Source organism: Rhizobium sp. RHZ02, from assembly GCF_014851575.1.
GTDB classification, from domain to species: Bacteria; Pseudomonadota; Alphaproteobacteria; order Rhizobiales; family Rhizobiaceae; genus Rhizobium; species Rhizobium altiplani.
In genome coordinates, this window is the sequence record NZ_JACUZX010000009.1 from 112,608 (window position 1) to 127,131 (window position 14,524).

General features: G+C 61.6%; 11 protein-coding genes. 5 read left to right on the plus strand and 6 right to left on the minus strand.

Annotation, left to right across the window (positions count from 1 at the left end; genetic code table 11):
* Positions 1-53: 53 nt before the first annotated feature.
* Positions 54-6,257, minus strand: a complete 6,204-nt coding sequence (locus IB244_RS15970) for a hypothetical protein (RefSeq protein WP_192304786.1) — start codon at positions 6,255-6,257, stop codon at positions 54-56.
* A 463-nt stretch (positions 6,258-6,720) separates the two neighbouring features.
* Here IB244_RS15970 and IB244_RS15975 point away from each other — a divergent pair, with 463 nt between their 5' ends.
* Both IB244_RS15975 and IB244_RS15980 read left to right on the plus strand, forming a co-directional pair.
* On the plus strand, positions 6,721-7,089 hold the full coding sequence (locus IB244_RS15975) for an Hpt domain-containing protein (RefSeq protein WP_062370807.1): 369 nt from the start codon (positions 6,721-6,723) through the stop codon (positions 7,087-7,089).
* Between the two features lie 204 nt (positions 7,090-7,293).
* Complete coding sequence (locus IB244_RS15980) at positions 7,294-7,614, plus strand: 2Fe-2S iron-sulfur cluster-binding protein (RefSeq protein WP_169680255.1); 321 nt, start codon at positions 7,294-7,296, stop codon at positions 7,612-7,614.
* 290 nt (positions 7,615-7,904) lie between these two features.
* Here IB244_RS15980 and IB244_RS15985 read toward each other — a convergent pair whose 3' ends face one another.
* Entirely contained in the window at positions 7,905-8,531 is a 627-nt protein-coding gene (locus IB244_RS15985; protein WP_018854843.1) for a DUF922 domain-containing Zn-dependent protease, read from the minus strand.
* A gap of 92 nt (positions 8,532-8,623) precedes the next feature.
* Between IB244_RS15985 and folP the strand changes: the two genes are divergently transcribed.
* Genes folP through folK form a run of 3 tightly spaced genes read left to right on the plus strand, consistent with a single transcriptional unit; the run spans position 8,624 to position 10,372 of the window.
* Entirely contained in the window at positions 8,624-9,496 is an 873-nt protein-coding gene (gene folP / locus IB244_RS15990; protein WP_409564069.1) for a dihydropteroate synthase, read from the plus strand.
* Positions 9,493-9,861 carry a dihydroneopterin aldolase gene (folB, locus tag IB244_RS15995; RefSeq protein WP_007792223.1) on the plus strand — a complete coding sequence of 123 codons (369 nt, stop codon included), beginning with the start codon at positions 9,493-9,495 and terminating at the stop codon, positions 9,859-9,861. The genes folP and folB overlap by 4 nt, the downstream gene beginning before the upstream one ends.
* Positions 9,854-10,372, plus strand: coding sequence for a 2-amino-4-hydroxy-6-hydroxymethyldihydropteridine diphosphokinase (folK, locus tag IB244_RS16000; protein ID WP_169680256.1), 519 nt, complete (start codon positions 9,854-9,856; stop codon positions 10,370-10,372). The genes folB and folK overlap by 8 nt, the downstream gene beginning before the upstream one ends.
* 65 nt (positions 10,373-10,437) lie before the next feature.
* Here folK and IB244_RS16005 read toward each other — a convergent pair whose 3' ends face one another.
* The 4 genes from IB244_RS16005 to IB244_RS16020 form a co-directional block, all read right to left on the minus strand.
* Positions 10,438-10,989 (minus strand): hypothetical protein, encoded by a 552-nt coding sequence (locus tag IB244_RS16005; RefSeq protein ID WP_018854846.1) that lies wholly within the window; start codon positions 10,987-10,989, stop codon positions 10,438-10,440.
* Positions 10,990-11,198: 209 nt separating this feature from the next.
* Positions 11,199-12,275 (minus strand): YcjF family protein, encoded by a 1,077-nt coding sequence (locus tag IB244_RS16010; protein ID WP_018854847.1) that lies wholly within the window; start codon positions 12,273-12,275, stop codon positions 11,199-11,201.
* Entirely contained in the window at positions 12,272-13,744 is a 1,473-nt protein-coding gene (locus tag IB244_RS16015) for a YcjX family protein (protein ID WP_018854848.1), read from the minus strand. The genes IB244_RS16010 and IB244_RS16015 overlap by 4 nt, the downstream gene beginning before the upstream one ends.
* Positions 13,745-13,823: 79 nt before the next feature.
* A complete protein-coding gene (locus IB244_RS16020; protein WP_018854849.1) occupies positions 13,824-14,321 on the minus strand; it encodes a SixA phosphatase family protein in 498 nt (165 codons plus the stop codon).
* Between the last annotated feature and the right edge of the window lie 203 nt (positions 14,322-14,524).

Consider the following 14,524-nt stretch of genomic DNA (forward strand, 5'->3'; position numbering starts at 1 on the left):
GATGAAAATGGCCGCCTCTTGGGCGGCCATTTCATTTGTTCCTTGAGTGTGGCTTAGCCCAGTCGCCCTGCGGCGTGAGCAAGCATCGTATAGACCTTGCCGGTATCCGAGGTCAGATAGGACTGCGTGATCGTCTTGTCGCGATCGCCGCGGGAAACATCAGAAAGGAGCTTCTCGAAATCGGCGATATAACGATCGACGGCGGTGCGGAACTCCGGCTCGCGATCATACTTGCGCTTGATCTCGTCGAAGGTCTGCTGGCCCTTCAGCGTGTAGAGGCGGCGCGTAAAGACGTCCCGTTCGCCACGCTGGTAACGACGCCACAGATCGACCGAAGCGTCATGATCGATTGCACGCGCGATATCTACCGAAAGCGAGTTCAGCGACTCGACGACGTGGCGCGGATTGCGGCTATCGGCCGTGCGGGCAGGTGCCGCCGCGGCAGCCTCGGCGCGTGGGGCTGGTTGCCGTGCTGGAGCTTCCTCGGCGGTCTCATCGCGCGATGCACCACGCAGGAGGTCGCTGATCCAGCCGCCGCTTGCCGGGGGAGCGGCAACGGGGGCGCGCTGCGGCGTTGCGGCTGCATGCGTCAGGGAGCCACGCAGACCGAGGTTCTCGATCGGCGAGGGTGTTGCTGCCGGAGCCGGGGCGGGGGCTGCGGGAGGGGTGGGCTGGGGCGCCTGCTGGGTAACGGCCGGCTGAGCCGGGCGTGGCGCAGGCTGAGGCTGAGGAATGGCCCGCGGCGCAGGCTCGGAGATCTCCAGTTGCTGCGTCGAGCGGCCAACGATGTGCGAGATGTCCTGCAAAGCCTTGATCTGCTCGGCAACGGCGCGGCGCATGGCAGCAGCGCTTTCCTTGGCCTCTTCCGGAAGATCGAATGCACCGCGTTTCAATTCGCTGCGGGTCATGTCGAGTTCCTTGCGGATATCGCCGGCCGAGCGGCGGATCTCCTCGGTGGCGCCGGAGAAGCGGGATACTGCCTCCTCGACTGCCTCGCGAAGCGACTCGCGCATGGTCTGGGCAGCGCCGTCGGATGCACGACCTGCCTCGCCCAGCATACGCTCGACTTCCGACAGGGAGGCCGTCAGGCCGCCACGCAAGCGGCTGGAAAGCTCGCTGGAGCGACGTTCGGCGTTGCCGAAGGCGCCGTCGATTGTGGCATTTGCGTCTTCGCCGGCCTTGACGATCGCAGCGCGCATCGTTGAGGCGGCTTCCTCAGCCCGCTTTTCGGTTTCGGAAAGAACGCGGCCGATGTCGGAGAACGAGGATTGCACGCTTTCGCGCAGCGTTCCGCTGACCTGGTTGGAGCGCTGTTCGGCGCGGTCGAATGCGGATTCGACCATGCCGCCCAGGGCACGCATCGTCCGTTCGATTTCCTCGGAGCGCTGGACGAGTCCCACGGAAAGGTTCTGGAGGGCGCTTTCGCGATCCTCGAGCGTTGACACGAGGTTGGATTGAGCGGCTGCCAGCAGGCCGGATGCCTGGCTGAGCACCTTGGAGTGTTCGTCGAACCGGCCGATGATACCGCCGACCTGGGCAAGCGTCTGGCCCGAAATGTCCGAGAGGCGGTCGACCTTGCCTTCGAGCAGGCGCGTCGAGGCAGACACCATTTCGGCGGCCTTCTGGGCAGACTCGGTGAAGCGCGACGTCGTATCGCCGAGGCGGCCATCCACTGCCGCGAGATTTTCGGCGGCACGGCTCATCACCTGGCCCATAGCTGAGCTGTTGTCCGACAAGCGTTCGATCAGCTTGTTGACGTTGGCAAGCAGGCTGTTTTCCATCGCGTCGACGGCCGAGGATGCGCTTTCGGTCCGTGCCGTGATTGCGTTGACGAGCGCCTCATTCTCACTGCGCAGGCGCTCGGTGCTGCGTTCCGTCGCTGTCGTAATGCGCGCGGCGGCGTCCTTGCCTGCTTCGGCATAGCGGTCGATCAGCGGCCGCGCCGTCTCCTCGAGAATGCGCGACAGCTCCGTGGAACGACCGGACAGCATCGAATTGAGCTCGCGGGTGCGATCGTCGAGCGTCGAGCGGATGGCGTCGCCACGCGCCTCGAGCGCCTTTTCGACATTGGTCAGCGTCGAGTCGATTTCGCGCGTGCGATCCTCGAGGTTCGAACGGATTGCATTGCCACGTGCTTCCAGAGCACGTTCGACGTCTGCCATGGTTGAGGTAATTTCCTGACTTGCGTCGGAAATCGTCGTGCGGATACCGGCACCATGGTTTTCGAAAGTCGCTTGGGCGTCGCCGAGGGCGCGGGAAATGGCGCCAACCTGGCCACTGACGAGGGTCTCGGCTTCGGCGACCTTCTTGATAATGGCATTGCCGGCTTCCGAGAAAGTCTGGGCAACGGCGGCTGCCTGGCCGGCCAAACGGTTCTGGGCGTCGGAGACGCGGCCGACGATCTGCTCGGCACGCTCTTCGATCGTGCGGGCGAACTCGTTGCTCTTGGCGTCGAGGCCTTCGGCAAACTGCTGGCCGGTGCGGCCTAGGTTTTCGGCGGCGCGGGCTGCTTCGTCGTCGATGCCCTTCGTCGTCTCGGCGACGGCGCTGCGCAGCGAAGCGGCGAGCCCGGCAGCCTTACCTTCGATCGTGCGATTGACGGCGTCGAGGCCGACTGTGAGGGCCCGGTCCATCGTGGACAGGCGCTCCTCGATGCGGACGCTGCCTCGTTCCATCGCCTCGTCGATGCTGACCGTACGGGAGTCGATCTCCGAGGTGAGGTTGGCGGTGCGGCGATCGATCGTTTCGGTAAACTTCGTGGCGCTGTCGTTGATCGCCGCAGCGATACGGTTCGTTGCGTCTTCGCCGAGCGTTCCGAGGCGGGAAATGCCGTCGGACAAAGTGCTGGAGAGGCGACCGCCAGCGGCGTCGACCTGCTCGGCCACGCCGCCGACGCCGTCACGGATGCGGTTTTCGAGGGCGGCAAGGCCGGCCTCGACGCGCGAGCCGGTTTCCGCAAAGCGGCCCGTCATGCCCTCGATCGACTGGTCGAGCTGTGAAGAGAAGGTCTCTGCCGAACGTGAGATCTCGCCAGCAGCCTCCTGGAAACGGCCGGCGATGTGACCGGTGCTGTCGCGCAGGCGGTCTTCCAGGGCCCGGCCACTGTTGTCGATCGCCTGGCGAAGCGAGACTTCATGGTCTTCCAGGGACATTTCCAGCATGCCGACGCTGGTGGCAATCGAGGCGCTGATCGTCGTCGCCTGATCGGAGAGCGTATCGCTGATACGGCTGTGGGCGTCGGTGAGGGCGAGGTTGATAGCCTGCTCGCGATCGGCCAGCGTCGAACGGATGCGTTCATGGGCCGAGTCCAAGCCGCTTTCGATGCGCGTAGCGGCATTGCCGGTCAGGGCTTCGAAACGATCATGCGCAGCCGCAAGACCGCCTTCGATGCGGGCGGCAGCGTCGCCGTGCAGTGTTTCCAATTTCTGATGCGCATTGCTGAGGTTGTATTCGATGCGGGCCGCGGCGCTGCCAGCCAGCTGCTCGATCCGATCGCTGCCGCTCGACAGCGTGCCGGCAAGCGTCGATGCGTGTTCGTTCAGGGAACGCTCGAGGCGCTCCTGGCTTTCCGTGTAGGCGCTGCGGATGGCGTCCGACTTGTCGACGAGGGCGCCGGCAACCCGGGACTCGGCGCCGGCCACGGTGTCGAGCAAGGCGTTGGTGCGGGCTTCCAGTGCATCGTCAAAACGGCTCTGGCTTTCTCCGAAGGAGATCGCGAGCGCCATGGCCTTCTCGTCCAGCGTATCCGAGAGGCGGTCCTGGACCGTAGCAATCGAATTCGCGATGGTATCGACGCGCCGGGCAAGCGCCTCGTCGATGCGGCTATGACCTTCGTTCAACGATACCGTAAGCGCCATGACACGGTCATCAAGCGCCTCGGTGATCCGGTCGTGCCCGCCGGCAAGCGAGTTGCTGATCGTTTCGGCGTGATGGCCGAGCGTGTCTTCAATGCGCGACTGGCCTTCGTTGAGGGAGATGGCGAGGGCCATTGCCTTGTCATCAAGAGTATCGGCGAGCTTCTCATGGCCGCTGGCGATCGAAGCGGCAATCGCTTCCGCACGCTTGGCGATCGCATCCTCGAAGCGGTTCTGGCTCTCATCCAGCGAGATGGCCAGCGTCATGGCCTTGTCGTCGAGTGCGTCCGCAAGGCGCTCATGGCTGCCCGAGACGGCGCTGATGATTGCGTCCGAGCGGCTTGCCAGGGTGCTCTCAAAGCGGTCGTGGCTGTCGGCAAGGGCGGCAGTCAGCGCGCCTCCGCGATCGGTCATCACGCCGTCGATCCGCTCATGCGCGGAATCGAGCGCGTGCGTGATATCGGCAGCGCGCTTGGAGATCATCGTGTTCAGATCGTCGGCGCGGCCGAAGGCCGAAGTAATTTGCTCGGTGCCCGCGGAGACGGCAGAGCTGAGATCGGAGGTCGTGGACAGCAATGTTTCGCGGAACTCTGTCGCGCGTGCGGAGAGATTATTGTGGAGTTCCGAGGTGCCCGACGCAAGCGCCAGGGAGATTTCGGACGTGGCGTGGCTCAACGCCGAGGTCATGCCTGTCGTGTGGGTATGGATAGCCTCGGTGACCTCGGAGACCTTGCCTGCCAGCGAGCTTTCCATAACTTCCTGGCTGGTCGCGAGGGCAGTGGCCAGTGCGAACGATTGATCGGTCAGCGACGCGCCAAGGCGTTCGATGCTCGAGCTCAAAATGCCGTTCAGCGACTCCGAACCGCCGGTCATGGTGTCGTTGATGCGGTTGAGGCTCTCCATGAGCTTCGTGTCGAGCGAGCCGGCACGCTTGTCGAAGGCATTGGCGAATTCCGCGACGCGGTCATCGAACGAGGTCGAGAGCTGCGCGACAGTCGCTTGCAGCCGTTCGTCAAAGAAGCCGGAACGAAGGTCGAGATCCATGATGGTGTCGTCGACGCTCGACTGCAGGCTCTGGCGGAAGGTCGAACCCTTCTCGTCGAGCGCGCTGTTGAGCTTGGAGAGAACGTCATCAAGCGTGGTGCTGATCGTGCGCTCGCCACCAGTCAGGCTCTCGTTGATCTCGCGGGTGCGGGCGATCAGGATTTCGTTCAACTGGCGGGCACGGTCGTTCAGCGCGGCGTTCAGCTTCTCTGCGTTGCTGTCCATCGTGGACGCACGCGTCTCGAACTGCCGAAGGACAAGCTCTCCATGCTCGCTCAGGCTCGACGCCAGGGTATCCAGCCGCGTGTCGAATTCGTTGGTGAGCGCGAATCCGGAGGAGGTGAGCGTCTGCAGCAGTGAATCCGTCTTTGCCGCAAGCAGCGTGCCGAGCGACTGGATGGCCGATTCCGACTTTTCGGTGATCGCCGCGGCGCGCGTGTCGATCATCGAGGCGAATGCTTCGCCCGAGGTCGCAAGGCGTATCGCGATCTCTTCCGTGGCAAGAGAGAGGTCTTCCTTGAGCTGATCATGCACGCCCGAGATCGACGTGCGGATACGCTCAGCGTGGTTGACGATCGCTTCGCGCTCCGACCCGAGTTCATGGACGAGGCCGCGCACGCGCAATTCATTGTCGGCGTAGCTGCGCTCGAGGGCGTTGACCTCGGAGTGGACGAGGGTTTCAAGCTCCGAAGCGCGTGCGATGGTGCGTTCGATGCCTTCGTTCATCGCCGAGACTTCGCGGCGAACGGCCTGGCCGACCGTCATGATGCGTTCGGAAGCGACGGTCTCGGGCTCGGAGAGGCGAAGCGCAACTTCGGCCATGGAGCGTGCTGCGTTGCGCATGTCCTGGGCGCGCGCCATCATGACGGCAAAGGCATAGAACAGCAACACCGGCACGATGATGCCGATGAGGCCGGCAACAATGCCCGGAAGAGCCAAAAGATCGGCGAGCGAGCGGATCTGCCAGATCTGCGGCGAATAGAGCAGGGCCATGAGGCCGAGACCGCCGACGATCCAAAGCAGCGACACAATGGTTGCGTTGCGAACAGCCGATCGGCTGGAGCCGGTCTCCAGGGACTTGAGAAGCGTAGCCGGCGATATGCGGTTGGCGTCGTTGGCGGCGAAGGACGGGGCGCGAGACGGCTGCTCGGGCTGGCGAGGCGTATTGGCGGGGCGCGCGCGCTCCTTGGAGCCTTGTTGATTGCGGGCACTCGGTGTTTCGGACAATTTGGCCTCCGGGGCGTCGGTCTTGCCGTTGCGAGACAGCGTATCGTCTTCTCCGAAGTCGATCTGGAGCGCCTCGTCCAATGCCTTGAACGCCTTGTCCTCGATCGACTCGCTGTACTTGTTGTTCGCCATTTACGTTACGCCTCGTTACATCCCAGCCGGTTCAACAACGCCTCGGGCTTCCCGCCGAGCCCGCACAAAACCTTAGCCTCTGAGCCCGCCCGTCCACATTGCCGAGGACGGATAAGCATATCATTTCAGAGTGGATAGCTGCTTTTTCATACAGACGGTATCAAAACATTACCATTATCCACTTGGCGAGCAAAGGCAGGTACCGGAAAGCTCGCCCAGTAGTATCGTAGTGACACATCCGGGACTGCTAGACAATTAACGCAACCGCTCAAATTCCCGGATAATAAGGTCTTGTTAACATGATTTAATAAAAGCGGGCCTTTGAAACCAAAGCGTTAGAGACGTTTAGCTGGCGTTAACCATACCTCAAGAAATCCGCCCTGAATGTGCCGGAATTTAACGCGATGGCCACTCGGTGCCCGCACTTTTGTGGAAGTCGGCATGGACGACGGAGGATTGGCACATGGCAGCAGTCAGTATTGCGTTTGCGGCGCCCGACATTTGCAAGGGACCTCGGCCTTCGCAGGAGCGTCCGGTAGATCTGGTGCATCTGGCAAACCAGACAATGGGCGACAAGAGCCTGGAAATCGAAGTTCTGCAAATGTTTGCGCGTCAGGCGCGGGCCTGCCTGCAGGAAATATCGTCCGGTGACGCCAAGATCGTTGAAGCCGCGGCCCATCGCCTCAAGGGAGCGGCCGGAGCGGTCGGGGCGTTTCGCGTCCATGCGGCTGCCGAGGCGCTTGAGGGCAATTGCGGCGACGCGGCCAGCATGGCGGCGGTCGGTATTGCCGTGATCGAAGCGGAGAATTTTATCCTCAAGCTTTGCCGCTGAGTTCTATAAATCTGACGGAATAGAGGCCCGCTGATCCATTTCGGTGCAGCGGGTCTTTTTGTGACCGCCGGCATGGCGCATTTTGACAAGCGCGTCGCTTCTCAATCTGTGATGAAGGACACCGAGCGGTCGATGTTGACTGCCTCGGCGATTTGTTGGAAGAAAAAATCCAAACCCTCCCATTGACGACCACCGGAAATCATCATGCCCAAACTGACCATTGTCGCCTTCGACGGCACGCGCTTCGATCTTGATGTCGATCAGGGATCGACCGTTATGGAAAATGCCGTGCGCAATTCGGTACCAGGTATCGAGGCCGAATGCGGCGGCGCATGTGCCTGCGCGACCTGTCACGTCTACGTCGACGACGAATGGACGGAACGCGTCGGCTCGCCTGAGGCGATGGAAGAGGACATGCTCGATTTCGCCTTTGACGTGCGTCCGACGTCGCGCCTCTCCTGTCAGATCAGAATGAAGGCGGCTCTGGACGGGCTCATCGTTCACGTGCCCGAGCGGCAGGCCTGATTCCACCACAGTCCAAAAAAAGCCTCGCTTGCCGTTAGACGAGCGAGGCGAGGTAGGCGCATTACCTGCGGACGAGGGAGGATCATCCGCGGCTTCGCAACGCGCCAGGAGAACCCAGGAGCGAAAGTTCGGGCTTACGGACCTGAACTTTCGAATGTTTGAATATTACCGCGTTATGGTTGATTTAGCTAGACCGAGAAATAACCACTAAATCACTGGGGCGATTGCGGTTTCGCACAAGTTTTGTTACGCGGCTAACCTTTTGTGATCGCGTTAAGCTTGAGAATCAGCTACCTTGCGCCGCCGGATATTTTAATCCGATCGTTCAGAAGTCTCATCATTCGACTTTGAAAATTGACGGCTTCGATTCGGTCGAATCGGGCCTGCAACCTGTCGTGCTCATCGATGCCGCGAGTCGAGACGTCGGTGACGAGCTCCTGCATACGCTCGCAGCTGCGCTGCGGTGGAAGCGCGAGGATCTGCTTTTCCATGACACGCGCCTGGTTTCGCGCGATCTCTGCATGGCGCTCCTCGTGCCGCTTGATGTCGCTCGCAAGTGCATCCCAGATGATCGACAACTGCTTGCTGGCACCCTTGCGGTCGGTCCAGCGGGGCAGGATTATCTGCGTATGGACGGTGACCTTGGCGCTGGAGACGCGGCAGCGCCCTCCGGCCTGAACATAGGTCGCATCGCCGCCGAAGCGGATCTTGGTCGCACCCGGGTGGCGGGCGGACGAGCCACTGGCCGTCGGCCCGTTGATGCTCAGTTGCTGGTCGAGTTGGTCCGCGGTTTTGCCCTTGATGGGAAAATAGGAATAGCTTCGCGTCGCGATTACGGTGGCGGCAGCTGGGCTGCACGCCGCTACGGCCATGGAAAAGCCGAGGAGGAGGGGCATATAACGCGGTACGGAATGCATTCTGCAGATACTCATGTTGAAGTTTGCCGGAGCTTGGGGCATAGCCACGGCCAGTGCAAGATCATGGGCGCCTTTTTCGATCGATAGGATGAATGCCGTTGGCACAGCTTGAGAGCAGTTTCTGGCGCGTCGGGCATGGCCGCGAGATCGAACTGGGCGCGCGCGCCGTCCTTATGGCGATCGTCAACGTGACACCGGATTCTTTCTCGGACGGCGGGCGATACGAGACGGTCGATGCGGCCGTGACGTATGCGCTCCAGGCGGTAAGCGATGGCGCTGAGATCATCGACATTGGCGGTGAATCGACGCGCCCCGGCGCAGACGTCGTCACTCCGCTGGAAGAGCAGGCCCGGGTGCTGCCGGTGATCGAGGCGTTGCGCGGCAAGACCGATGCCTTGATCTCGATCGACACCTATCGCGCTGAGACCGCCCGGCTTGCCGTCGCTGCAGGCGCGCATGTAATCAACGACGTATTCGGGTTGCAGAAGGAGCCGGAGGTGGGAAGGATCGCAGCCGATACCAGTGCGGGACTGTGCCTGATGCATACCGGCCGCGATCGGGAGAAGCTTCCGGATGTGATCGGAGACCAGTTCTACTTCCTGGAGCGCTCGCTCGCGCTCGCTTCGGCGGCCGGCATGCCCAAGGATCGCATCGTACTGGATCCGGGCTTCGGCTTTGCCAAGGATATACAGGAGAATGTGGAACTGATGGCGCGTTTCGGAGAACTGCGCCGCTTGGGGTTGCCGCTGCTTGCCGGCACGTCGCGCAAGCGTTTCGTCGGCGCGATCACAGGTCGCGAAGCCGCCGATCGGGATGTGGGAACGGCTGCGACAAGCGTATTGTTGCGTTTGGCGGGGGCTAGCATTTTTCGTGTACACGATGTCGCAATCAACAAGGACGCTTTGGCCATCGCCGATGCTATGCTCGCGGCGCGCTATAGCTTTGAGCAGGGACAATTGGCATGAGCACCACCTACACCATCACGCTTCAGAACTGTGCCTTCTTTGCCCGCCATGGCGTTCACGACGAAGAGGAGTTCCTCGGCCAGCGCTTCTTTGTGGATGCCGAGCTCGACGTCGTCGCTGGCGACGCCCTGGAGAGCGATTCCATCAATGACACGGTCAATTATGGCATTGCCTTCACCGTGATCGAGGAGATCGTGACGGGCAAGCGTCGCTATCTGATCGAGGCGCTTGCGCTTGATATCGCCAAAGGGCTGTGTTCGAAGTTTCCGCAAATCAAGCGTGCAAAGATTACGGTGCGCAAGCCGAACGCGCCGGTGCCGGGCGTTCTGGATTTCGTTCAGGTGAGCGTCGAACACTTTGCCTGAGTCCACTTTCAAGACGGCAACACTCGGCCTTGGCGGCAATCTCGGCGAGCCTGTGCACGCGATGGCCGTGGCATTGAGGGCGCTTGACCAGCGCTCCGATTGTCGTGTGGTAGCCGTGTCGCGGCTCTATCGGACGCCGCCATGGGGAAAGACCGACCAGTCCTATTTCTTCAACGCTTGTGCTGAAATCCAGACAACGCTTGGCCCCGAGGCGCTTCTCGACGTCTGCCTCGATATCGAACGGGCGATGAAGCGCGAGCGTATCGAGCGGTGGGGGCCGCGAACGCTCGATATTGATGTCCTGACCTACGCTGATGTGGTGCAATCGGCACCGCGACTTGAGCTACCGCACCCGCGCATGAAGGACCGTGGCTTCGTGCTGATGCCGCTTGCCGATTTTGCGCCTGACATGCTTGTCGAAGGAACAACCGTTCTCGAGTGGCTGGCGAAGGCCGATGTGCAGGGGATCGAAGTGGCCGATCAAAGCAGCGCTTGGTGGCATATCGCCTGAAATGCAAAAGCGGCGGAAAATCCGCAGGAAAATCCGCCGCTTTTGGAATGTCTGGGGTTGGAACGCTATTCGACAGAGCCGACCGTGATTTCGTCGACCTGGCGCGTCAGCGTCAGGCCGATGACGGGGATCATCTGGCTTTCGACCTTGACCGAAACGGTGACGTTCATGGTCTTGTCGTCACGGACACGGGCGATCATGGCGCCGTTGAGCTTAGAACGATTGAGGCCGACGACGACGGTATCCTGTGTGACAGCACCTGACACGACGTCGAGCCCCTTGCCTTCGGCGCCGTCAAGAAACTTCCCTTTGTAGGAACTCCCCGACTGGGTGATGAGCGCGGTCATCGGCTGCTTGAAGACGCCGACCCTGCAGCTTCCGTCGAGCTTGATGCCAGCACCTCCGGCGCTCACTGGTTCGCCCACCAGATTGCAGGTGAATTTCGTGCCTTTGTACTTTCCGGCAACGATCTCGCCGGGACCGCGCCAAGTGCCGGCGACAGACTCGAAAAAGGCTTTGTCACGTGTCGCCGCAGTCGCCGACGAAGCCATGTCGGCGGCCGGTGACAACGCCACCGCAGCCAGGCCGAAAAGAAGAAGAAACTTGCGCGAATACATGGATTTTCCCTAGCGACACCATCGCTTAACTAGGTTCAAGTTTTGCCGAAGAATGGTTAATGCTTGGTTTCTTTTAGGCCGAAAAGCAATGAGCAGCAAGTAATTCCGCGGCTCGCAGAGGACGGCGCGGAATGTTAGTGCGTTGAATTCTTGACGAGTATTTTGGTGCAGCGCTTCTGCCACGGCAGGCGCGACGAAAGTTTCAATTCTCAGGAATTCTTGTCGCGCGCTGTCATGGACGGTGTCAGGTCCCCGATGAAATCGCCGATTCCCGGACGTTTCAGCGCGTGAAAAGAAAGGGGACGGCAAAGATCCATCGCCGCGATCCCGATGCGGGCCGTCATCAGGCCGTTGATGACGCCTTCGCCGAGGCGCGCCGACAGCTTCGACGCCAATCCATGGCCAAGTACCTGCTGCACGAGGCTATCGCCGACCGCGATCGAGCCGGTCACGGCGAGGTGCGCTAGAACATCACGCATCAGCCGGATCATGCCCAGCGTTCCCGGCCGGCCGCCATAAAGATCCGCCATGGCTCGGACAAGCCGGGCCGCCTCGTAGAGCACGTACAGGAGATCGACGATCGCGCGCGGGCTGACGGCGGTGACGATGGAGACGCGTTTCGAAGCGTTGACGATCAGGGCCCGTGCCTGCCGGTCGAGCGGTATCAGAAGCTCGCGTTCCGCGAGGGCGATGAGATGCGGTGCGTCGATGATGTCGCCTTCGGCCGCCTTCAACGTGGCCCGGCCCTTCGCCGTCTCCGGCTTTCCGGAGAGCAACGATTCCAGCCGCTTGACCAGCGCACGTGCCTTCGCCGGCTTCGTCTCCACCATGGCGGCCTCAGCTTCCGCCTTGATTTCTTGCACGGCCGCCAACCGCATCATGCCCGCCGTTTCACGAACGACGATGGCAATCACCGCCAGAATGCCGATTGCGAGCGCTCCAAGGGCCGCATAGCCGAGCCAATCCGCGCGGCTGAAAAGATTGCGGATGAGGCTGTCGGTCCAAAGCCCGAAGGCGAGGGAGAAGAGAACGCCGAAAGCGGCGGCAGCGATTTTCGCGAATGAGGTGCCACGCTTGCGCGGCAGCGCGACAGCAATTGGAGGGACATCCTTTTCGGGGTTGAGGAATGGATCGTCCTCGTCGGCGGTCAGCACGACATCGTCCGTGAAGCTACCGGGCTTTCGCGGGCTGTGTTTGGTCGTGACAGGCGTGGAGGGCGTGTCCTCCTCGTAGGAGAAGGCGGCCGGCGCGCGCTGTGCGGGGTGTTCGGAGGGCGGCTTGATCATGCGAGGCGATCTCCGAACAGAAACTGCATGGCACGGTCGAGGCGAATATGCGGGACCGAAAGCTTTATGCCGCCACCGGTCTCTTCGAGGTGCGGCGGCCGAAAACGCACAACGCTGACATCGGGCAGCACGATATTTTCTCCGGATTCGATACGCTCGAACAGGTTCTCCGGGTCTGCCGGCAGGTCGCCCGGAAAGATTGCCGTCTTCTTGTGGCCGTCAAAGCTCTCTCCACCGATAGTCTCGCCTGCCATCGGTGTTCCGACGATGACCGGGAGGTCATGGCCGTCGCGTTTCACCGTCGCTTCGCGCGTGGCGCGGACCGAAGCCAGTGCCATGACGTCGATTCCCGCGCCTGTGACACCAATGCGTTGGACGGCACGGTCGACCAGGCGGCGGGTGAGGGCGTCGAGCCGGTCATGGCTTTCATGGTGCAGGTGGTCAGCTTTGGTTGCGGCGACAAGGACGCGATCGATACGGCGGCCAAGCAGCGACGTCAGCCATGAGTTCGTGCCCGAGCGGAAGCAGGCCAGAACGTCCGTCAGGGCGCGTTCGAGGTCCTGCACGGCCTCCGGACCACGGTTGATGGCTTGCAGCGCATCGACGAGGACAATCTGCCTGTCGAGACGGGCGAAGTGTTCGCGAAAGAAGGGCTTCACGACGACGGATTTGTAGGCCTCATAGCGTCGTTCCATCATCGCCCAAAGCGATCCCTTTTGCGGCTTGGCTTCCGGCGTGAGTGCAAGCGGCGCGAAGGTCAGGGCAGGAGAGCCGTCGAGATCGCCGGGTAGCAGGAAGCGGCCAGGCGGCAGCGTGGAAAGCGAGCGTTCATCGGCTTTGCAGGCTTTCAGATAATCGGCAAAAGCGGTGGCGAGGTCGCGAGCCCGCATTTCGTCTGCCGGGGCGTTGCTATCTGTGGCGCGTGTAAGGGCAAGCCAGGCGCGTGAGAGTTCCGCACGAATGCCCGTTCCGGCCAAGGCGATCGTCTCTTCGCAAAACGTCCGATAGTCCTTTCCAAGCAACGGAAGGTCAAGAAGCCACTCGCCTGGATAATCGACAATGTCGATCGACAGGCGGCCGGGCGAGAAGAGCCGGTTCCAGCCGCTGGCGCTCTGGTATTCGAGCGTAATGCGCAGTTCAGAGATTGCTCGCGTCGAATCGGGCCAAACGCGGTCCTTCACGAGTGAGCGGATGTGATCTTCGTACTGGAAGCGCGGCACGGCATCATCCGGCTGCTGCTCAAGACGCACCGCCGAGACACGACCTGACTGCACTGGCTCGAAGAGAGGCAGCCGCCCGCCGTGCAGCAGATTGTGAAGCAGCGAGGAAATGAAGACCGTCTTGCCGGAACGCGACAAGCCAGTGACGCCAAGGCGCACCGTGGGATTGATGAGGCCCGATGCCCGGTCCGCGAAATTGTCCAGGGCGATGCGCGCGTCATCGGAGAGGGAGGTCAGGCTGGGCGGCAAGGCGGAGTTCCGGTTTCTAATCGTGACAAGCCATATAGGAAGGGCAGATCGACGCGAAAAGACGTTCCGCGAAAAGACCTTAGTCGATCACGAAATCAACGAGCTGCCAGCCTGTCAACTCGCTGTCATAGTCCAAAACCGCAAGTCCGGCAGTCGGAAAGCCTGTCGGCAGTGCCTGATGGAGCGCCTCGTGACCGATCAGCGCTTCAAGCGTCTGCTCCATGGTCGGATTGTGGCCGACAAGCATGACAGAGCCGAGCGCCTCCTGGGCGTCGATGATCTCGAGGTAGATATCAGGCGATGCATTGTAGAGTTCATCGACGAATCGAAGCTCGAGCGTGGAGCCCATGGCCCGATGCACCGCGTCGGCAGTATCGCGGCAACGCGCTGCCGTCGAGCTCAGAAGCAGATCCGGCCGGTACCCCTTGTCCGCCGCTTTGTCGGCGATGAGCTCGGCGTCTGCATAGCCTTTCGCGTTCAGGGGACGGTCGAAATCACGCTGCCCGGGTGTTGCCCAAGCGGCTTCGGCATGCCGCAGCAGATAGATCCGGGAGGGTGGAGGCGTGATTGCAGCCATAGGAAAATCCACGTCGAAGGGACTTTTTCAGTAGCGGGTCGGCGGCACGCACGTCAACCGCAGCGCCAGGTGTTGCGGCCAAATCCGGGTAGGAAAGTGCGGAGTTACCGGGAGGCGAATAGGCGTTCGGGGGAATAGTGATGAGAAAATAGTCTGTTAGCTCAAAAATATGACAGATTTAAAAAACTGTTTACCTAGCGTAT